Annotated in this window: 21 protein-coding genes and 1 pseudogene; 10 read left to right on the top strand and 12 right to left on the bottom strand. The window is 73.7% G+C overall.

The genetic code is table 11. The features are described from left to right. Nucleotides 1-961, bottom strand: a 961-nt coding sequence (locus AB0J68_RS08055; protein WP_363937073.1) for an MFS transporter, incomplete at its 3' end; no start/stop codon positions are given. A 69-nt stretch (nucleotides 962-1030) separates the two neighbouring features. Between AB0J68_RS08055 and AB0J68_RS08060 the strand changes: the two genes are divergently transcribed. Then, nucleotides 1031-1525: a MarR family transcriptional regulator gene (locus tag AB0J68_RS08060; RefSeq protein ID WP_363937076.1), complete on the top strand. Its 495-nt coding sequence runs from the start codon at nucleotides 1031-1033 to the stop codon at nucleotides 1523-1525. A gap of 7 nt (nucleotides 1526-1532) precedes the next feature. Here AB0J68_RS08060 and AB0J68_RS08065 read toward each other — a convergent pair whose 3' ends face one another. Next, nucleotides 1533-2309 (bottom strand): maleylpyruvate isomerase family mycothiol-dependent enzyme, encoded by a 777-nt coding sequence (locus AB0J68_RS08065; RefSeq protein ID WP_355067579.1) that lies wholly within the window; start codon nucleotides 2307-2309, stop codon nucleotides 1533-1535. 559 nt (nucleotides 2310-2868) lie between these two features. Between AB0J68_RS08065 and AB0J68_RS08070 the strand changes: the two genes are divergently transcribed. The 3 genes from AB0J68_RS08070 to AB0J68_RS08080 all read left to right on the top strand — a co-directional run bounded on the left by AB0J68_RS08070 (nucleotide 2869) and on the right by AB0J68_RS08080 (nucleotide 4431). Continuing rightward, complete coding sequence (locus AB0J68_RS08070; RefSeq protein ID WP_354855270.1) at nucleotides 2869-3411, top strand: DUF2087 domain-containing protein; 543 nt, start codon at nucleotides 2869-2871, stop codon at nucleotides 3409-3411. A 10-nt stretch (nucleotides 3412-3421) separates the two neighbouring features. Then, a complete protein-coding gene (locus tag AB0J68_RS08075) occupies nucleotides 3422-3937 on the top strand; it encodes a GNAT family N-acetyltransferase (RefSeq protein WP_355138835.1) in 516 nt (171 codons plus the stop codon). Between the two features lie 68 nt (nucleotides 3938-4005). Next, nucleotides 4006-4431, top strand: coding sequence for an Hsp20/alpha crystallin family protein (locus tag AB0J68_RS08080; protein WP_354855272.1), 426 nt, complete (start codon nucleotides 4006-4008; stop codon nucleotides 4429-4431). Here the strand turns inward: AB0J68_RS08080 and AB0J68_RS08085 are convergent. Next, nucleotides 4421-5545, bottom strand: a complete 1125-nt coding sequence (locus AB0J68_RS08085) for a WYL domain-containing protein (RefSeq protein ID WP_363937080.1) — start codon at nucleotides 5543-5545, stop codon at nucleotides 4421-4423. The two genes, AB0J68_RS08080 and AB0J68_RS08085, sit on opposite strands and share 11 nt — an antisense overlap. Nucleotides 5546-5640: 95 nt before the next feature. Between AB0J68_RS08085 and AB0J68_RS08090 the strand changes: the two genes are divergently transcribed. Continuing rightward, complete coding sequence (locus AB0J68_RS08090) at nucleotides 5641-6639, top strand: tyrosine-type recombinase/integrase (protein WP_354855274.1); 999 nt, start codon at nucleotides 5641-5643, stop codon at nucleotides 6637-6639. A 29-nt stretch (nucleotides 6640-6668) separates the two neighbouring features. Further along, nucleotides 6669-7514 (top strand): LLM class flavin-dependent oxidoreductase, encoded by an 846-nt coding sequence (locus AB0J68_RS08095; protein ID WP_355068040.1) that lies wholly within the window; start codon nucleotides 6669-6671, stop codon nucleotides 7512-7514. Between the two features lie 22 nt (nucleotides 7515-7536). Here AB0J68_RS08095 and AB0J68_RS08100 read toward each other — a convergent pair whose 3' ends face one another. From AB0J68_RS08100 to AB0J68_RS08110, 3 genes are all read right to left on the bottom strand, one after another. Next, nucleotides 7537-7908 (bottom strand): VOC family protein, encoded by a 372-nt coding sequence (locus tag AB0J68_RS08100; RefSeq protein WP_354855276.1) that lies wholly within the window; start codon nucleotides 7906-7908, stop codon nucleotides 7537-7539. A gap of 78 nt (nucleotides 7909-7986) precedes the next feature. Next, nucleotides 7987-9060: a hypothetical protein gene (locus tag AB0J68_RS08105; RefSeq protein ID WP_363937084.1), complete on the bottom strand. Its 1074-nt coding sequence runs from the start codon at nucleotides 9058-9060 to the stop codon at nucleotides 7987-7989. Nucleotides 9061-9160: 100 nt separating this feature from the next. After that, a complete protein-coding gene (locus AB0J68_RS08110) occupies nucleotides 9161-10864 on the bottom strand; it encodes an acyl-CoA dehydrogenase family protein (protein WP_354855279.1) in 1704 nt (567 codons plus the stop codon). A gap of 183 nt (nucleotides 10865-11047) precedes the next feature. Between AB0J68_RS08110 and AB0J68_RS08115 the strand changes: the two genes are divergently transcribed. Both AB0J68_RS08115 and AB0J68_RS08120 read left to right on the top strand, forming a co-directional pair. After that, complete coding sequence (locus AB0J68_RS08115) at nucleotides 11048-11458, top strand: hypothetical protein (RefSeq protein WP_354855320.1); 411 nt, start codon at nucleotides 11048-11050, stop codon at nucleotides 11456-11458. 61 nt (nucleotides 11459-11519) lie between these two features. Further along, a pseudogene (locus AB0J68_RS08120) lies at nucleotides 11520-11945 on the top strand (low temperature requirement protein A); the annotation flags it as partial. A 48-nt stretch (nucleotides 11946-11993) separates the two neighbouring features. On the opposite strand, the gene AB0J68_RS08125 reads toward AB0J68_RS08120, so the two are convergent. The 6 genes from AB0J68_RS08125 to AB0J68_RS08150 form a co-directional block, all read right to left on the bottom strand. Beyond that, nucleotides 11994-12602, bottom strand: a complete 609-nt coding sequence (locus tag AB0J68_RS08125) for a thymidine kinase (RefSeq protein ID WP_244295995.1) — start codon at nucleotides 12600-12602, stop codon at nucleotides 11994-11996. Nucleotides 12603-12766: 164 nt separating this feature from the next. Further along, complete coding sequence (locus AB0J68_RS08130; protein WP_363937086.1) at nucleotides 12767-14158, bottom strand: MFS transporter; 1392 nt, start codon at nucleotides 14156-14158, stop codon at nucleotides 12767-12769. A gap of 17 nt (nucleotides 14159-14175) precedes the next feature. Beyond that, on the bottom strand, nucleotides 14176-14943 hold the full coding sequence (locus AB0J68_RS08135; RefSeq protein WP_355068046.1) for a glycerophosphodiester phosphodiesterase: 768 nt from the start codon (nucleotides 14941-14943) through the stop codon (nucleotides 14176-14178). A gap of 72 nt (nucleotides 14944-15015) precedes the next feature. Further along, nucleotides 15016-15858, bottom strand: a complete 843-nt coding sequence (locus AB0J68_RS08140; RefSeq protein ID WP_363937090.1) for an SDR family NAD(P)-dependent oxidoreductase — start codon at nucleotides 15856-15858, stop codon at nucleotides 15016-15018. A gap of 100 nt (nucleotides 15859-15958) precedes the next feature. After that, complete coding sequence (locus AB0J68_RS08145) at nucleotides 15959-16549, bottom strand: hypothetical protein (RefSeq protein WP_363937093.1); 591 nt, start codon at nucleotides 16547-16549, stop codon at nucleotides 15959-15961. 214 nt (nucleotides 16550-16763) lie between these two features. Continuing rightward, entirely contained in the window at nucleotides 16764-17528 is a 765-nt protein-coding gene (locus AB0J68_RS08150; RefSeq protein ID WP_363937095.1) for a lysophospholipid acyltransferase family protein, read from the bottom strand. A gap of 165 nt (nucleotides 17529-17693) precedes the next feature. Here AB0J68_RS08150 and AB0J68_RS08155 point away from each other — a divergent pair, with 165 nt between their 5' ends. Beyond that, nucleotides 17694-19109 carry a cytochrome ubiquinol oxidase subunit I gene (locus tag AB0J68_RS08155; RefSeq protein WP_363937097.1) on the top strand — a complete coding sequence of 472 codons (1416 nt, stop codon included), beginning with the start codon at nucleotides 17694-17696 and terminating at the stop codon, nucleotides 19107-19109. A gap of 15 nt (nucleotides 19110-19124) precedes the next feature. Continuing rightward, nucleotides 19125-19749: cytochrome d ubiquinol oxidase subunit II (cydB, locus tag AB0J68_RS08160; protein ID WP_363937100.1), on the top strand; the 625-nt coding region annotated here is incomplete at its 3' end.

Genomic DNA, 19749 nt, shown 5'->3' on the forward strand with positions numbered 1-19749 from the left:
CCGGGTTGAGGTAGCCGAGGGCGGTCAGCGCCACGGCGTACATGACGATCACGGCCGGGGCGGGCGCGGCGACGGCGAGCAGGAACAGCGGCGCGGCGTAGCTGGCGAGCCCGAGGTTGGCCAGCAGCACCGGCCGGCGGAGCCGGACCCGCCCGGCCAGCAGCGAGCCGGTGAGCATGCCGACCGCGCCGGCCTGCAACAGCAGCACCCACGTCGCCTCCCCGCCGAGGCGGTTGATGGCGACGGCCGGGCCGAGGGTCATCAGCACGGCGGCGGCGCCGTTCCACGCGCCGTGCCCGAGCAGGCTGGTCCAGAACCAGTCGCGGGCGCGCACCTCGCCGAAGCCGTGCCGCAGGTCGGCGAGGACCGAGCGGCGGGGCACCGGCACGTGTCGGACCCGGACCAGCGCGAGCAGGGCGGCGCTGAGCGCGAACGACGCGCTGTCGATCACGAACGCCCAGCCGGGCCCGGCGGCCCAGATCAGCGCGCCGGCCAACGCCGGGCCGAGCAGCCGGCTGGCGTTGGCGGTGACTCCCATCAGGGCGTTGGCCCGTTGCCGGTCGGCGGGCGCGACGGTGCCGGCGACCAGGGGAGACGCGGTCGGGATGGCGAACGCCGACGCGGTGCCGCCGAGCGCGGAGGCCACCACGACGGTGGTCAGCGACACCTCGCCGCCGAGCAGTTCGACGCCGATCGCGAGTTGGGTCGCGCAGCGGACCAGGTCGGTCAACAGGGCGACGCGTCGGGCGGCGAACCGGTCGGCGACGACGCCGCCGAGGGGCAGCAGGAGCAGCCGGGGCACCATCGCCGCGGCGAGGACGACGGCCAACGCCCCGGTGGAGCCGGTGGCCCGCAGCACGGCCAGCGCGAGCGCGGCGGGCACCACCGCGTCCCCGACGGCCGAGACGGTACGGCCGAGGAACAGCAGCCGGAAGGAGCGGGTGCGTAGGGGGTGAGCCATAGCCGCAATCTAGTTCGACGCCGAACCTTTCGGCAATGAATATTTCGCTGGTGAGCTAAGCTGGCGATCGTGACCGACACTCCGGACGCCGTCGACCGGCACGTCGAGCGGTGGCTGCCCGTGGTGCCCGACCTCGACGCGGACGTCGAGGGCACGGTCGTCCGGATGATCCGCCTGACCCGGCACCTGCGGGCGGTCAAGGAACGGGCCCTCGCCGACTTCGACCTGCCCGCGCACGAGTACGACACCCTGCACGCCCTGGCCGGCCGGCGCGGCCGGGCGGCTCCCTCGGACCTCGCCGCGGACCTGTCCGTGGCACCCGCCTCGATCACCGCGCGCGTCGACACCCTGCTCCGGCGGGGCTTCGTACGCCGGATACCGTCCACCGTGGACCGCCGTCGGGTGGACGTGGAGCTCACCGACGCGGGCGAGGCCGCCTGGCGCGCGGCGATGGAGGTCCAGGGCGTCGAGGAGCACCGGCTGCTCGGCGCGCTGACCCCGGCCGAACGGCGACTGCTCTCCGACCTGCTGCGCCGGGTGCTGCGCGTCGCCGAGCAACCGTAGCCGCGTCCTACTCCTCTGGCTCCCAGGCGATCAGCTGGTCGAAGACGCGCCGGTCGCCCTCGACCTGCAGCGAGTCCATCTGAATGCGGCCGTAGCAGAACATGACCAGCTCACTGGCCGTACCCCGGGCCGAGACATAGGCCGTCCCCGGGCCCGCGTCGGCGACCGGTGCGACGAGCCGGGCGGTCCGTGCCCCGTCGGCGGAGAACCAGATCCGCCAGGAACGGCCCTCGGTGGCGTGGTAGTCGACGATTGCGGGCTCGTGCGGCCACGTGGCTGTCGTCGCGACGCAGGTGGTCAGGAACTCGTCGACACCGTCGAGGGCCACCTCGTCCGGTAGCGGCTGCGAGGCGTCCACGGCGACCTGGGCGTCATAGGTGTGCACGGCGACCTGCTGAAGCTGGTGCCGGGCAACGGCACCGGCGGTCTGCGGCGCCTGCGATGAACCCCACCACGTCCAGCAACCACGATCCGGGCCGGCTTCCCGCAACGCGGCCAGCAGCTCTGCCGTCGACGCGGCGAACCAGGCCAGCAGGGCCTCGCGCTCGCGGGGCGGCGCCGGGGTGGAGATGGCCGGCGGGGCGTCGGCGGGCCCCGCGGCCACGATCGCCGCCCACCTGAAGCGTCCCTCGCCCAGGTGCTGCACCAGGTCGAACAGCGTCCACTCGGGACAGGTCGGCACCCGTACGTCGAGGCTGGGCGCCGCGGCGACCGCCGCCCGGAAGGCGGTGGACCGCTCGTCCATCAGCCGCAACAGGTCGGCGAACTCCAGGGTCTCTTTCACCGCGGCTTTGTACCACCGCCCCTCGACAACCGACAGCGGTTTTCCGCGCCCCCGACGGCGAGGCCACCCGGAAATCCGTTGCCCGGCAGCCACGGGTTGACCATGCTGACGGGCATGGATCAGTGACCAGCGGCGCACGTGCGCGATGAGGACGGGTTCGAGTCACCTCCCCGTCTGCCCCTCCGCGCCGAGACGCCGGCTACCCGCCACTGGATCCGGGAGGCCCCCGGTGCCTCCTGCCGAGAGCTTGGAATCGCCGAAACCATGAATGGTTCCCGCCGTATCCGTGTGCCAGCCTTCGCCCGCACGGATACTCCTGCCGTCGAATTCGACGCTTCAGTCGTCTTCTCGCCCCCACCGCTGCCACGCACCCCGCGCGGCGCCTGCGCGGTTCACTTCGCCGCGGTGAACCCGTCGCCAGGATCAATCCCACAGCTGACCGCTGAACCGATCTTCCTCAACCTCGAGGTGCGGACCAGCAGGCCGGCGACAGCTGGCGTGGGCGCGTACTCGGAAAATCGCCTGGCGGCGCTCGTACGCCGATGGGAGGGTGACCGGCATGACTGCGCACGCTCTGGCCGGGGCCCTGGCCGACGACGGACGGCGACGGGTCTTCGCGGCGGTCGCGTTGGGATCGACAAGCGTGGCCGAGGTCGTGCAGCGCTCCGGCTTGGCGGCGCGGGTCGTGCTCACCGGGCTCCGGCGGCTCGCCGACGCGGGTCTGGTCACCGGCGCTGACGGCGCGCTCGCGGTCGACGAGGCGTCGCTGCGGGCGGCGGCGCGCGACAGCCGCCCGGCCGACGACGCCGCGCCGGCCGACGATCCGGTGCTGCGCACGTTCCTGCGCGGCGGCGTCCTGACGGGCATGCCGGCGCAGCTCGGGCGGCGACGGGTGCTGCTGGCACACGTCGCCCGGCAGTCGTTCGAGCCGGGCACGCGCTATCCGGAGCGGGCCGTCGACGACGCGCTCAAACCGTGGTGCGCCGCCGGCGCGTCGGACCACGCCACCCTGCGCCGCTACCTGGTGGACGAGCGGTTGCTCACCCGTGAGCAGGGCGTCTACCAGCTGACGGAGGCCGAAAATCCGTTGACCGGGCAGTGACGATCGACGGGTGACCGCGACCGTTCGACCCTCCTGGGTGACCTCCACCGTCCGTCCCGACCATCCGGACGCAACAGTCCTGCTGCGCGAGTACATGACCGAGATGGTGGTGCGCTACCACCGCCGCCCGGCCCGACCCGGCGAGGTCGACGCGGCGCTGGCCGAGATGCCCAGCGACGACCTGGCGTACCCCGGTGGTCTGCTCCTGCTCGCCCACCGCGGCACGGACCTGGCCGGTTGCGCCGGGCTGCGGTGGCGTCCGGACTGTGCCGAGCTGACCCGCGTGTACGTCCGGCCCGCGCACCGGGGCGCCGGCGGGGGCGCGGCGCTGCTGGCCGCCGTCGAGCAGCGGGCGCGGGCGGTCGGGGCGGACCGGATCCGGCTCGACACCCGCTCCGACCTGGTCGAGGCCCGCGCCCTGTACGCCCGGCACGGCTACGCCGAGATCCCCGCGTACACGCACGGCCCGTACGCCGAGCACTGGTTCGAGAAGCAGTTGACGTCCGTCGCGGAAGGCGCTAAATAAGAAGAGGAAGTTGAGTCACCACGGCTCAACTCATCACCTTCGACCAGGAGAACCGAGGAGGCACAGCGATGTTGATGCGTACCGACCCGTTCCGCGAGATCGACCGGCTCGCCGAGCAGTTCTTCGGTACGGCAGCCCGTCCCGCGATGATGCACCTGGACGCCTACCGCGACGGGGACCACTTCTACGCGGCGTTCGACCTGCCGGGCGTCGACCCGGACACCATCGACTGCACCGTCGAGCGCAACGTGCTCACCGTCCGCGCCGAGCGCCGCCGGCCCACCGGCGACGGTGTCGAACTGGTCGCCGCCGAACGCCCGATGGGCACCTTCACCCGGCGGCTGTTCCTGGGTGACACCCTGGACACCGACCGGCTGGAGGCCGGTTACGAGAACGGGGTGCTGACGCTGCGCATCCCCGTCGCCGAGCGGGCCAAGCCCCGCCGGGTGACCATCAGCGCCAACGGCGACGCACGACGACAGATCAACGCCTGACCGCGACGGCCTCGACGGCCGGCACCCGCCCCGAGGTGCCGGCCGTCGGCGCGTCGCCGGGCTCCCGCTCCCCGGCGGGCGCGTCGCCGCGCTTCGACTCTGCGGCGGGCGCGTCCCGCTCCTCGGCGGGTCCGTCGCCGGGCGGTGGGTAGAGGGCGGCGAGCGCGTGGGCAGTGCTGGCGAGTAGCTCCCGCAGCTCGGGCGGGGCGAGCACCTCCACCTGCGCGCCCAGCTTGAGCATTTCGACGCAGCCGTGTCGGACCGACTCGATCGGCACGGTCGTGGTGACCCAGCCGTCGGCGTCCGGCGCACCGGCGTGCTCCTGCGCCGCGCGGCTCATCGCCGGTGGGAGCAGGTGCGTCGTGCGCGCCAGCGCCGCCACGGTCATCCGCACCCGGGCCTCGGCGCGATAGACGCCCCGCTCGTAGCGCTCGGCGTGCTCCTGCCAGCAGCCCGCCAGGTCGAACCCGTCCGGCCGCTCGGCCGGTTCGTCCAGCACGGTCAACTCCAGGATCGCGCCCACCCGGTAGGTGCGCACCTGCCCGGACGCGGCGGCGACCAGGTACCAGCGGCCCGCCTTGAGCACCACGCCGAGCGGGTCGAGGGTCCGGGTCACCTCCCGGGGCGCCTGCCACCGCCGGTAGCGCACCCGGACCCGACGGTCCTCCCACACCGCTGTGGCCAGCGCGGCCAGGTGGGGTGTGGGCTCGGGTTCGCGAAACCAGCTCGGCGCGTCCAGGTGGAACCGCTGCCGGATCCGGCCGCCGGGGTCGGCGAGGTCCGCCGGCAGCGCGGCGCGCAGCTTCAGCTCCGCCGTGGCCAGCACCGAGCCCAGGCCCAGCTCGGCGGCCGGGCCGGGCACACCGGCCAGGAACAACGCCTCGGCCTCACCGGCGGTCAGGCCGGTGAGCCGGGTGCGGTAGCCGTCGAGCAGGCGGTAACCACCGGCCGGGCCACGCTCGGCGTACACCGGCACACCGGCGGCCCCCAGCGACTCCACGTCGCGATACACCGTGCGAACCGACACCTCCAGGGCGTCGGCCAGCTCGGCGGCGGTCATCCGCCCCCGGGCCTGCAGGAGCAGCAGCAGGGAGACCAGCCGGCTGGCACGCACCGTGCGACCGTAGCCGACACCGTCCGCGCCGCCGCGCGGGCCGGCGTCGGCGCGCCTGCGTGGCAATCCCATCCGCTGCTGAGAACCTTTTTCACATGGTGTCCTCCGACGCTCCCGTGCTCGCCCGCCCGACCGCCCGACCGGCCCTGCCGAGCGGACCGGTCGACGTCACCGAGGCGTGGCTGCGCAACCGCCGGCTGTCCGAGCACACCCGCGACGCCTACCGGCGCGACGTCACCGCGTGGCTCAGCTGGTGCGCCGGGCACGACCTGGATCCGCTGCGGGCCAGCTTCCTGCACGTCAACGAGTACGCCCGCGCGCTGGAGTCCACTCTCGTCGTCCGCAGCGGCCGACCGTTGACCCCGGCGACCGTGGCGCGGCGGCTGTCGGCGCTGTCCAGCTGGTACGACTTCCTCGTCAAGCTCGGGGGCGTGCCGGCCAACCCGGTCTCCGGCGCGGACCGGCCCCGCGTCGACCGGGACCACTCCGCCACCGTCGGGCTCACCCCGGAGGAGGTGGACGCGCTGCTCACCGCCGCCGACGCGGAGACCGGCCCGACGGCGGCCCGCAACCGGGCGACGATCGCGCTCCTGGCCGATCTGGGCCTGCGGGTCGGGGAGCTGGTCTCGCTGGACCTGACCGATCTCGGCACCGAACGCGGGCACCGCAGCGTGCGCTTCGTCGGCAAGGGCGGCAAGCAGCGCCGCCGCGCCCTCACCCCGGGCACCGCGTACGCGGTGGACGCGTACCTGGCGCAGCGGGCTGCCACCACCGGCGTGCCGGTGACCCACCTGACCGGGCCCCTGCTGGTCACCGCCAGCGGCGCCCGGCTCGACCGGCACTCGGTGTTCCGGATGGTCCGCCGACTCGCCCGCGCCGCGGGCATCCCGGCCTGGGCGCGGCTGTCCCCGCACTCGCTGCGACACGCGTTCGCCACCACCGCCCGCTCCGAGGGTGTTCCCCTCGAAGATGTGCAGGACGCCATGGGCCACGCCGACCCGCGTACCACCCGCCGCTACGACCGGGACCGGCACAACCTCGACCGCGACCCGGCGTACGCGGTGTGGGCCGCCCGGTCCCGTCGCCGCGGCTGACTGTCCCACCCCCGGCCTACGGTCGGCGGATGAGACACGGTCTGGAGATCCCCTGCGGTGGCGGCGCCGTCGCGGTGTCCACCCTGGTCGAGCTGGGTGAGCTGGCCGAGAACGCCGGATGGGACGGGGTGTTCCTGGAGGATTACCTGATCCACCACTGCGGCGACGACCCGTTCACCTACGACCCGTGGTTGGTGCTCACCGCGATCGCCGGGCGCACCGACCGGGTGCGGCTGGGCACCACGGTCACGGCGCTGCCCCGCCGCCGTCCGGCGAAGCTGGCCCGCGAGGTGCTGACCCTCGACCACCTGAGCGCGGGCCGGGCCACCGTGGCGGTCGGTGTCGGCGACCCCGGCGACCGTGGCCTGGCCGCGTTCGGCGAGCCGACCGAGGTGGCCGTGCGCGCCGCGATGCTCGACGAGGGTCTCGACCTGCTGACCGGCCTGCTCGGTGGTGAGCGGGTCGACCACCGGGGCGCCCACTACCGCGCCAACCGGGTGGCGCTGCGGCCACCGCCCGTGCAGTCGCCCCGGGTGCCGGTCTGGGTCGGCGGCAGCACCCAGGCCGGGGCGGTGCGACGCCGCGCGGCCCGCGCCGACGGCATCGTGCCGTACAAGCTCACCGACACCGACGGCTGGGCCGACTTCACCCCCGACGAGGTCCGCGACCTGGTAGCGGCCATGCCACCGACCCGGGCCGACGGCCAGCCGTTCGACGTGGCGATCGGCGGGCGACGCCGCCGCCCGGACGAGCGCGCCGAACGGGCCTACCTCCGCGAGCTGGCCGCCGCCGGGGCCACCTGGTGGCTGGAGTACGTCCCGGTCGGCGACCCGGCGGCGATGCGCGCCGCGGTGGCCCGAGGTCCGCTGCGCTGAGCGTCCCTCCCGCGCCCGCGGGTCAGCCCTGCGGGCGGGGGCAGATGCAGAACGGCTGCCCGATGGGGTCGAGGAGCACCACCCACCGGTCGCCGCCGGGTTGGAACTCCGGCTTCGAGGCGCCGGCGGCGACGAACTCCTTCTCGGCCACGGCCAGGTCGTCGACGTAGAGGTCCAGGTGGTAACGCTTCTGCCCGGCCGGGTCCGGCCAGGACGGCGGCTGGTAGCCCTCGACCAGGCCGAAGCCGATGGACGCGCCACCGCCGCTGATCATCGCGTACTCGGCTTGGCTGTGGGTGATCTCCCAGCCCAACGCCCGGTGGTAGAAGGCGGCGTGCGCGGCCGGGTCGGAGCTGTCCAGGTTGACCATCGCGAGGTCGGCGGTTGTCGTCATGCGGGCAGTCTGCACCGGTGTACCTGCCAACCGATGTCAGGTACGTCGGGCGTTTCTCGACACCGACGACGCCCGGGCTCAGGGCGCGCCGAGTGGCCACACCGTCACCCGCGAGGCGCTCTCGCGGCAGGCCAGGCCACTGCCGGCCCGCCGGCAGTCGGTCACCCCCGCCGGGAGCGGGCCGCGCACGCGGGGGCCGTCCCGACCTGCCGTGGCGACCAGGGTGCGCCGGCCGTCCGCCGCCGTCCGCAGCAGCACCAGCGCGTCGGTGGCCGCCCGGGTACCCGCCACGGTGTGCCAGCGCGCCCCGGCCGGCCACGTCCAGCGGATGACGCCGGAGGCCGGATCGAGGGCCCGGCGGCCGTGCTCGTCCTGCGCGCAGACCAGGCCCTGACAGGCCCGCAGGGTCAGCTCGCCCCGCTGCACCGGCACCTCCCAGCGCGGCGCCAGCCCGGGCAGGTCGTACCCCGTCAGCGCCGCACCGGTGGCGGTCGGGTGACGCAGCACCAGGTACGCGCCGACGGCCTGCGGGTTGTCCGGGCCGTAGTCGGCCGGCGGCAGCCGCCCCTGCCCGTGCACGGTGCCGTCCCGCGCGTCGAGCAGCCGGGTCAGCCCGTCGTCCTGCACGAGCAGCACCCGCGCGGGTCTGCCGGGCAGCACCTCCAGCACGGCCGTGGATGGCAGCCGTACCGTCCAGCGGGTGCCGCCGGTGGCCGGGTCGACGCCACGTACCAGCCCTTCGACCCGGCGCCCCGGTTCGGCGGCGCTGCGAACCTCGCTGACCGCCACCGCCGCCTCGCCGACCGCGTACACCCGCTCGGGTCGCCGCCACAGCGCCGCGCCGGTGCGCATCGACCGGGCGGTCGTCGCCACGGCCTGACGCACCTGATCGCGCTCGGTGAGCAGCAGCACGTCACCGGCGGCCTCGGCGGACCACCCGGCGGCGGGCGGTACGGCGACCCGCCAGGGCGGGGCGCGGTGCGGCGCCGCCACGTCGTACGCGCTCAGCGTCGGCGGGTCCACGACCAGCAGCAGCGGGCCCGCGCCCAGCAGTGTCGCGTCGCCGGACACCGGCGGCCCCACCCACGCCGACAGGCGTACGGGAGCGGCGGCGCCGCCGAGCAGCGCGCACGCCGCCAGCAGCAGCGCCACCCGCCACCGCCGCGACGGCGCGCCCGACGCCCGACGGTGGGCCGGGGGAGCGCCCCGGTCAGGACGTCCACCGGCCGTCACCCCCGCTCGTGTCGACCGGTCAGCAGAGCAGCTCCAGGTGGTGGTGGGCGTCCTCGGCGATGTCCTCCTGCCGCAGCCACCGCCGCGCCCACAGCCGGGCGGCCAGCTCCGCCTGCTCGTCACCCCACGCGGCGTGCTCCACGAGCAGGGCGGCGGTCAGCGCGTACGCCAGGCGCAGCGCCAGGCCACGGGCGCCCGCGAGCACCGCCGCCGCGCCCGGCTCGGCCGTCACCGCCGCGATGGTGTCGCGCAGCTGCCCGGCGGCCGCGGCGAGGGTGTCGGCCAGCGCGGGCGACAGTGGCCGGGCCAGGTCGACGGCGGCGGTCAGCCGGCTCAGCAGCGGCGTCCCGGCGTCCTCCCGGGTCAGCGCGCGCAGCACGTCCAGGGCCAGCACGTTGGTGGTGCCCTCCCAGATCGGCAGCACCTGCGCATCGCGCAGCAGCCGGGGAACACCGGTGTCCTCCACGTAGCCGGCGCCGCCGAAGCTCTCCACGTACTCGCTGGCGGAGCTGACGGCGAGCCGACCGGTGGCGAGCTTCGCCAGCGGTGCCACGATGCGCAGCTCGGCGGCGGCCTCCGGGTCGGCGCCGACCTCGACCCGCCCGAGCAGCGCGAACGCGTGCCCCGCGAGGGCGAACGCGCCCGCCGCGTCGACCGCGAGGGTGCCAAGCGTCGCGCGGTGCAGCGGCGAGGACGCCAACGCGCCGCCCGCGACGTGCCGCGCGTCGGCGAACGCGCGGGCGTACGCGAGCCCGCGTCGCATCCCGCCGGCCGCGGCGGCGGCGTTGTGCACCCGGGTCACCACGACCAGGGTCATCGCCCGGACCAGGCCGGGCACCGCCGGGTCGCCCAACGGCAGGGCGTACGCGTCGCGCAGGCCGATCTCGGCGGTCGGCAGCGCCCGGGTGCCGAGCTTGTCCTTGAGCCGGTGCACGGTGACCCCGGGGGCGGGCGCGTCCGGCGCCGCGCCGGTGGCCAGCGGCGAGTCGACCGCGTAGCGGGGTACGAGGAACGGGGCGAGCACCCGGCTGCCCCGCCCGGCGCCCTCGGGGCGGGCCAGCGCCACCGCCATCGCCGCGTCGGCCGCGGAGCAGAACCACTTCTCCCCGGTCAGCCGCCACGAACCGTCGGCGGCGGGACGGCCGACGGTGCCGGAGCGGCCCAGGTCGGAGCCGCCCTGCGACTCGGTCATCCACTGCCCACTGGTGATCGCCGTGGCCGGGTCCGTGGAGATCAGCCGGGGCAGCCACGCGTCACGGACACCCGCGTCGACGTCGGGGAGGCTGAGCAGCGCCGCCGCCCCGTCGGCCATCGCCACCGGGCAGGAGAACGTCGCCGACTCCGGCCCGTACAGGTGCAGCAGCGCGTGTTGCACGACCCGTGCGGCGGCGCCCCAGGTGCCGCGCGCGTCGGGCAGGTAGGGCAGCGCCACCACGGCGTGCCGGGCGGCGGCGGCCCGCTGCGCCTGCCAGCCGGCGGACGTGTCGATCCGGTCGATCCGCGCGCCCCACGGGTCGTAGCGGACCAGCGTTGGCGGGTGCGCCTCGGCGTCGGCGTGCGCCGCGCGCAGCGGCCCGGTGACGTCGGCGGCCAGCTCGGCGAGGCGACCCTTGGCGGCCGCGTGTCCGGCCGGGCCGAGGTGACGCTCCAGCCAGGACCGCAGCAGGGCGTCACCGGCGTACGGGTCGGCGGGGGGTGGTACCGGCTGCACGAAGCGGCTCATCGATCGACTCCTGGCGCTGCTGGGGGTGTGCGCCGACGGTAGACGATGCGTCGCCGCCGCGAACAGGGCCTCGGGCACACCCGATTTCCCGCTTGTCCTGCCTCACCGCGATGGCGTTCTCTACGGTCGGTAGTCGTGGGTGCCGGCCAGTCGTGGAGCCGACCGGCCCGGCGGCACCGCCCGATGCGCACCGGGCTGGCCTTCGCCGGGTTCGGCATGGCGCTGTGCTGCGTCGGGGTGGCCGGGCTGGGGGCGTGGAACCTGCAGACGGTGCGGCAGGCATCCGGCCCGATCCGGGAGACCGCCGACGGTTTCCTCAGCGAGGTGGCCCTCGGCGACAGCGACCAGGCGTACGAGCGGCTGTGCGCGGACGCGCGTACCCGGTGGAGCGCGATCGGGTTCACCAGCTGGGTGCGGACGCCACCGATGGTGACCGACTACGAGATCACCGACGTGTCGGTGGCCACCAAGGGCGGCCGTCCCCGTGGCACGGTGACGGTGCGGTTGACCCGCGACGGCGGCATCAGCGAGGAACGCCGCCTGCCGGTGGTCCGTGAGAACGGCGACTGGCGGGTGTGCGGTGACCCGTTCTGAGCCGCCGGCCGTCGACCTGGTGACCAACTGGCTGCAACCGGATCAGGGCCCGGTGCGGGCGATGCTGATCGGGGTGACGCTGGGCAGCCTGCTGTTGTCGGCGGCGATCCCGCAGGCGTTCGCCGGGACCGGCCTGCTCTTCGCGGTGGTCTACGCGGGCGTGCAGGTGGGCCGGACCATGTTCGCCTTGTGGGCGACGCAGGGCAGTCCGTGGCTGGTCGACGGGTTTCAGAAGTCGCTGCCGTGGATCGGCGCCACGTCGGTGCTCGTGGTGGTCGGCGGCCTGGTGGACACGCCGGCCCGGGAGGTGGTGTGGGCGGCGGTGATCGTGCTGGAGGTGGTTGGCCTGTCGATCGGCTACCCGCTGCCGGGTCGGGAGCGCAGCCGCCCCGAGCGGTGGATGGTGGAGGGTGGGCACCTGGCCGAACGCTGCGCGGCGTTCGTCCTGATCGCGCTCGGCGAGTCGATCCTGGTCACCGGCAGCACCCTCACGTCGCACGTGGACCTGGTGACGTCGGGGGCGTTCCTGGGGGCCTCAGTCGCGGGGGCCGAGGTCGCCGCTGCGGTAGTGCCGGCGGCAGAGCACCTGGTAGCGCACGTCGGCGGTGTCGACGGTGTCGCCGATGACGACCTGCGCGCCCTCGCGCACGACCCGGCCGTCGACGACGCGGGCGTTGAGCAGCCCCTCCCGGCCGCACCAGCAGAGCACCTCGACCTGGATGCGGGCCACCTCGTCGGCCAGCTCGAACAGGCGCTGCGCGGCGGGGAACAGGCAGGACCGGAAGTCGGTGGCGAGGCCGAACGCGAACACGTCCACGTCGTAGCTGTCGACCAGCTCGGCCATCTGCTCGACGTGTTCGACTGTGTAGAAGCAGGCCTCGTCGCAGATCAGGTAGTCGACGCGGACCCCGTCGGCCCAGCGGCCGCGCACCAGCGCCCGCAGGTCCAGGTCGTCGGTGACCTCGATGGCCTCGTGGGCCAGGCCGATGCGGGTGGTGACCTGCGGGCCCAACGACCGGTCGATGCGGGTGGTGACCAGCCCACGACGACCCTGTCGGGCGTGGTTGTAGTTCATCTGCAACGCCATGGTGGACTTGCCGCAGTCCATCGGCCCCCAGAAGAACTTCAACGCCGCGGCGTGCACCGGACGCCCGTCGAGCCCGCGCGCGGCCGCGCAGCCCGCCGGAGCGTGCGGCTGGCCGGGGAACGGGTGGGCCAGGCAGGTCGGGGCGGCAGCGGCGTCGTCGGTCACGGTCGGGCAGCCTAGCTGATCGACCGCCCCTGATCCGTCGGGTGCGGGATGCGTGCTCAGAGCACCCGGGGTGGCGTGTTGCCGGCGGCGACGATGGCCCGACGGATCGGCACGGCGGCCAGGAGCAGGAACCCGACCACGAAGAAGATCAGCAGTGAGACCAGGCCCACGCGGTAGGAGGCGGTGAGTTGGAACACGAGGCCGAACGCGAGCGGGCCGAGCCAGCTGGTGCCCTTGTCGCTGATCTCGTAGAAGCCGTAGTACTCGCCCTCCTTGCCGGCCGGGATGAGCTGGCTGAACAGGGAACGGCTCAGCGCCTGGCTGCCGCCGAGGACCAGGCCGATGGCCGCGCCGAGGATCATGAACGGCACCGGCGCCTCGGCGGGCAGCCGGAACGCGCCGAGGATCACACCGGTCCACAGCACCAGGCTGAGCAGCACGGTCTTCCACGCGCCGATGCGCCGGGCCAGCGCGCCGAGGCTCAACGCCCCGCCGAAGGCGAGGAACTGCACCAGCAGGATGGTGATGATCAGGGTGCTCTGCTCCAGGCGCAGCTCCTCGGTGCCGTACTGGCTGGCCAGGGTGATGACGGTCTGGATGCCGTCGTTGTAGACCAGGAACGCGAGCAGGAAGAACAACGTCAGCGGGTACGCCTTGACCTCGCGCAGGGTGCGGCCGAGCTGCCGGAACCCGTCGGTGAGCACGTTGCCGCGCGCCGCGAGGGCCGCCGCGCTGGGGCGTTCGCGCAGCCAGCGCAGCGGCACCAGCGTGAACGCCGCCCACCACACCCCTGCCGACACGATCGACCAGCGGGCCAGGTCCAGGGTGCGCTGCGGGTTGTCGTCCTCGCTGAGCAGGGTGACCGCGACCAGGTTGAGCGCCAGCAGCAGGCCACCGCCGAGGTAGCCCAGCGCCCAGCCGCGGCTGGAGATGCCGTCGCGTTGGTCGGGGCCGCCGAGCTGCGGCAGGAACGAGTTGTAGACCACGATGGCCGCGCCGAAGGAGATGTTGGCGATCAGGAACAGCGCCCCGCCGAGCAGGTAGCGGTCGCCGGTGACGAAGGCCATCGCGATGGTCGCGCCGGCGCCGGTAAACGCGGCCCCGCCGAGCAGCCGCTTCTTGTGCGCCGACCGGTCGGCGATCGCCCCGATGACGGGCAGCACGAACACGGTGAGGAACACCGACAGCGAGATCAGGTACGGGTAGTAGGAACCGGCCGCCACCCGGATGCCCAGCGGGTGCACGTACCCGTCGCAGGTGTCCGCGCCCAGCTCGCAGCCGGCGGCCAGCTCGGCGACGGTGGTGATGAACGGTCCCAGGAACACGGTGATCACCGTGGTCTGGAACGCCGAGTTGGCCCAGTCGTAGATGTACCAGCCGCGCCGCTCCCGGCGAGTGCTCGCCGGAGGCGGGGTGTCGTCCACCGTGGGGGTCACGGTCTCGGCCATCGGGGGTCCTTCGACGCTCAGGCGGCCCAGTGGCCGCGGCTGCGGTAGACGTCGCGCAGCACGCCGACGTGATCGGTCATGATGCCATCCACGCCACGATCCAGTAACTCGTGCATCTGGGCGGGTTCGTCGATCGTCCAGACGTGCACCTGCAGGCCGAGTCGGTGGCAGTAGTCGAGGAACCGGCGGTCCACCACCGGCATCCGCCCGTAGCGCGGTGGCACCTGCGCGGCGACCACCGACGGCGGCAGTCGCAGTGGCCGCCCGTGCAGGGAGGCGAGCCGCAGCCGGGCGACGCCGCGCATGCCGAGGCTGGTGGCGACGCGTCCCTCGGTCAGCGCCCGCAGCCGGGTCAGTCGGGCGTCGCTGAACGAGGCGAGCAGCACCCGGTCGGCGGCGCCGACCCGGGTCACGGTCGCGACCGTCGGCGCGACGCCGCCGTCGGCCTTCACGTCGATGTTGAATCGGACCTGCGGCCAGGCGCTGAGCACCTCGTCGAGCCGGGGTACGACGGCGGCGCCGCCGACGCGTACCGAGGCGAGGTCGGCCCAGCTCATCTCGGCGATGCGCCCCGCCTCGCCAGTGAGCCGCGCGAGCGTCGGGTCGTGGAAGATCACCGCGACGCCGTCGGCGGTGGCGTGCACGTCGGTCTCCACGTACCGGTAGCCGAGCCCGATGGCCCGGGCGAACGCCTCGGTGGTGTTCTCGTCGCCGTCGGCCGCGCCGCCACGGTGGGCGAACGCCAGCGGCGCGGGCGCGTCCAGGTAGCCGAATCGGTTCAGCACGGGACGCAGTATGCCTGCCGCTGGTGGACCCCCGGTGGCCTGCCGGCAACATTCGTCGCCGGGCGGCGAGGGTCAGGCCAGCCAGCCGCCGGTCAGCCGGGCCACCGCGGCGCCGTCGAGGTCGGCGAGCTTGACGGCGGCGAACTGCCGGGCCCCGTCGGAGGTCTGCACCCGCACCGGCGGCGTCGGGTCCATCAGCGTCGCCACCACGACCGCCGCGGCGTCGGCGGAGGACTGCGCGGCGGCGAACGCCTGCCCGGTGCGGGCCAGGTACGCGCGCAGAGCCGGCCCGTACACCCCGGCGGCGTCGCTGGCGGCGTCGGGATCGATGCCGATGCTGGAGACGAACTCGCTGGCCACCGCGCCCGGCTCGACGACGGTGACCCGCACCCCGGTGGTCGCGGCGAGCGGGGCGAGCGATTCCATGTACCCCTCGACGGCGAATTTCGCCGCGCAGTACGCCTCGTTGAACGGCTGCCCGACGATCCCGCCGACGCTGGAGACGGTGATCAGGCGGCCCCGGCTGGCCCGCAGGTGGGCCAGGGCGGCGCGGCTGACGTGCAGCACGCCGAAGAAGTTGACCTCCATGACGGCACGGACGTCGTCGACGCTGTCGACTTCCAGGGTGCCGACGTGCCCGGCGCCGGCGTTGTTGACGACCGCGTCGAGCCGGCCGTAGGTGTCGACCACCTCGTCGACGCAGGCGCTCACCGAGTCGGGGTCGGTGACGTCGAGGCGGCGTACGTCGATCAGGTCGGCCACGCCCGCGATGTCGGCGGCGGCGCGCAGCCGCTCGGCGCGGCCGAGGTCGCGCATGGTGGCCACCGTCCGCCAGCCGGCGCGGGCGCAGCCGAGCGCGATCTCCAGGCCGATGCCGGAGGACGTGCCGGTGATCAGCACGGTCTGCTCGCTCATGATCTCCTGCCCTTCGTGCCAGGGCGGCTGGCGCGAACGGAAGCCGGTCCCCGCCGGCCGCCCCCGTACGCACCCAACCCGCGGTGAACGTCACCGCATGTTACGGCCGGGACTGGTGTCCGGTGCCCGTTCGGCTCGGCTCAGCGCCATGCACCGCGTATCCGCCGGCGAGGATCGGGTACCGGGGCCGCTGGGGGTTGCCCGGGGGCAGGTCGGTCTCGGGGTCGAGGCAGTGCGTGGGTGGCGGCTCGTCCCCGTTCTGCGCCTGCGCGTCGACGATCACATCCGGCAGCCTCCCGCCGTCGATGATCTTCACGTAGTAGCCGTGGTTCCGTACCGCGCCTTCGCCCTCGGGCACGATCGCGGTCAACAGGGCGACGTTTCCGGTGACCCGCAGACAGGTCACGTCGGCCCGTCCCTGCTCGGCCAGGGTGCCGTCCGCCCGTTCGTGCCGGTAGAGGAACTGGCCGTACGTCGATCCGTCGGCGGTCGAGAACGCCGAGACGCCGAACCAGATCCGGTGCCCCACCATGTTGGGTTCGTCGTACACGAAATGCCCCAGCCCGGTGACCGTCGACCACCGGGTCGCCGCGGCGGACCTCGTCTCGGGCTGCTGAGCCCATGCCGCCGCGGGCGATGCCGCGACCACCACGGCCGCCACCACCAACGCCGCCACACGTGAACCAGACATGACCATTCCTCCTCGGTCGGTTGCTCGGTTGACACGTTCCAGCATCAGCGCGGGCCGAGGCGACCTCATCCCTCCACCGAGCCAGCCTGCTCCCTCGGCCAAGGGACGGACGCCGGCGGTGATCGACTCGGTTTCCTTGAAGGCGGGGCGTCCGAGGCACGGCAAGCCCCGGTTTGCCGAAAGCCGGGTCGATCTTGGCGTCGGCGGCGGCCCGCTAGCTCGACCGGCGGTGGGCGCGGCTGGGGTCGCTCGGGCGGCCTGGGTCGACGTGGCGGGGCAGGTCGGGTTCGTCGGGGCGCAGCGGGGCGAGGGTGTCGGTGAGCGCGTCGATGATCCGGCCGGTGGCCCGGCGGGCGGCGCCGGGGTTGGCGGCGTTCGCCTCGCCCAGGTCGACGGGCGGCCCGAAGTGCACCCGGATCACCGGGCGGCGCCACAGCGCGCGGGCGATGCCGCGCAGCATCCCCTTCGGCGCCCGGTAGGGCAGCACCTCGTGCGCGCCCCACTGAGCGACCGGGATGACGGGGGCGCCGCAGGCCAGGGCGAGTCGGGCCACGCCGGTCTTGCCGCGTTCGGGCCACATGCCGGGGTCCAGGCCGATGCGTCCCTCGGGGTAGATGAGGATCACCGAGCCCGCCGCGACGGCGGTGGCGGCGTCGTCGAGGGCCCGGTGCACGGCGCTGGTGCCCCGGTCGACCCGGATGTGTCCGGCGTGGCGCATGGCGGCTCCGAGCACCGGGGCGCGGAACAGCCCGGCGGTCGCCATGATCCGCGGGGCGATGCCGCGGGTCTGGCAGGCGGCGATCATCACCGCGGGGTCGAACGGGCTGATGTGGTTGGCGGCCAGCACGAGCGGGCCGCGGCGCAGGTGCGCGGGGACGTCGCCGGTGACCTCGAGGCGGGCGAGCAGACCGACCAGGACGCGGGCCAGCACGAGGGCCGCACGCCAGATCAGTGGTGGCTGCCAGGTCGTCGTGTTCATCAGCGCGCCATCCTCGCATGAAGTGGCGGGGCCGCGAGGGCGAGTGGCCCGAGTGATCAGGGTCATTGGTCCCGGGCCGGTTCGGGCCGCCCGGCCCTGCCGCATTCTCTACGACGAGCAGTAGTATTTACTACGTCTCGTAGTACGCATAGCTGGGGGTAACAGGTGGACGCGTTGGACGTCGCCCGGTGGCAGTTCGGTGTCACGACCGTCTACCACTTTCTCTTCGTGCCGCTGACCATCGGCCTGTCCGTGCTGGTGGCCATCCTGCAGACGATGTGGCACCGCACCGGCAACGAGCGCTACCTCAAGCTCACCAAGTTCTACGGCAAGCTCTTCCTGATCAACTTCGCCATGGGCGTGGTCACCGGCATCGTGCAGGAGTTCCAGTTCGGCATGAACTGGAGCGACTACTCCCGCTTCGTCGGCGACATCTTCGGCGCACCCCTGGCCATCGAGGCGCTTGTCGCGTTCTTCCTCGAATCCACCTTCATCGGCCTGTGGATCTTCGGCTGGGACCGGCTGCCCAAGCGGGCGCACCTGGCCAGCATCTGGGCCGCCGCGATCGGCACCAACCTGTCCGCGTACTTCATCCTCGCGGCCAACTCGTTCATGCAGAACCCGGTCGGCTTCCGGATCAACCCGGACAGCGGGCGTGCCGAGCTGACCGACTTCCCGGCCGTGCTGACCAACAAGGTCGCCCTGATCACCTTCCCGCACACCCTGGCCGGCTCGTTCCTGGTCGCCGGGTCGCTGATCGTCGCGGTCGGCCTGTTCCACGTCATCCGCAACCGCGACTCCGCCGACGCCGGCGCGTACCGCTTCGCCACCAGGTTCGGCTCCTGGGTGGTCCTGGTCGCCTCCGCCGCCGTGCTGTTCACCGGTGACATCCAGGGCAAGATCATGACCGACGTGCAGCCGATGAAGATGGCCGCCGCCGAGGGCCTCTACACCACCGAGAGCCCCGCCTCGTTCTCCGTGCTCACCATCGGCAGCCTCGACGGCAGCCGCGAGGTGTTCGCCCTCAAGATCCCGTACCTGCTGTCGTACCTGGGCACCGGTGACCCGCACGGCACCGTGCACGGCATCAACGACCTGCAGGCCCAGTACGCCACCCAGTACGGCGCGGGCAGCTACACCCCGATCATCCCGGTCACCTACTGGAGCTTCCGTTTCATGATCGCCTTCGGGATGGCGGCCGCCGCGATCGCCCTGCTGGTCCTCTGGAGCCAGCGCAAGGGCCGCACCCCGCGCAGCAAATGGCTGCTGCGCGCCGGGCTGGCCATGCCGGTGCTGCCGCTGCTGGCCAACTCCTTCGGCTGGATCTTCACCGAGATGGGCCGCCAGCCGTGGATCGTCTTCGGCGAGATGCTCACCCGCAACGGCGTGTCCCGCAGCGTCTCGCTGGCCGAGGTGCTCACCTCGTTCACCGCCTTCACGCTGATCTACGCCACCCTCGCCGTGATCGAGGTCAAGCTGCTGCTGCGCTACGCCAAGGCCGGCGTGCCCGACGTCAGCGACGAGCACCCCATCGACGACACCACTGACGACGCCGAGCGCCCGCTCGCCTTCGCCTACTGATCCCCGGAGCCCATCGTGGACCTGACCACCATCTGGTTTCTCCTCGTCGCCGTGCTGTTCACCGGCTACTTCATCCTGGAGGGCTTCGACTTCGGCGTCGGCATGCTGCTGCCGGTGCTCGGCCGCAACGACCGCGAACGCCGCGTCCTGATCAACACCATCGGCCCGGTCTGGGACGGCAACGAGGTCTGGCTGATCACCGCCGGCGGCGCGATGTTCGCCGCGTTCCCCGAGTGGTACGCCACCCTGTTCTCCGGGTTCTACCTGCCGCTGCTGCTGATCCTGCTGGCCCTGATCGCCCGCGGGGTGGCGTTCGAGTACCGGCACAAGCGTCCCGAGGCGTCCTGGAAACGCCGCTGGGACGCCGCGATCGTGGTCGGCTCGCTGCTGCCGGCGATCCTGTGGGGCGTCGCCTTCGCCAACATCCTGCGCGGCGTGCCGCTGGACGCCGACCACGAGTACGTCGGCGGCCTGCTGGACCTACTCAACCCGTACGCCCTGCTCGGAGGCGCGACCACCCTCGCGCTGTTCCTCACCCACGGCGCGGTGTTCCTCGCCCTGAAGACCACCGGCGACATCCGCGAGCACGGCGGCGCCGACACCCAGGCGCACCGCGAGGGCGCCCGCGCGCTCGCGGATG

It is taken from the genome of Micromonospora sp. NPDC049580 (genome assembly GCF_040675595.1).
Lineage (GTDB): Bacteria > Actinomycetota > Actinomycetes > Mycobacteriales > Micromonosporaceae > Micromonospora.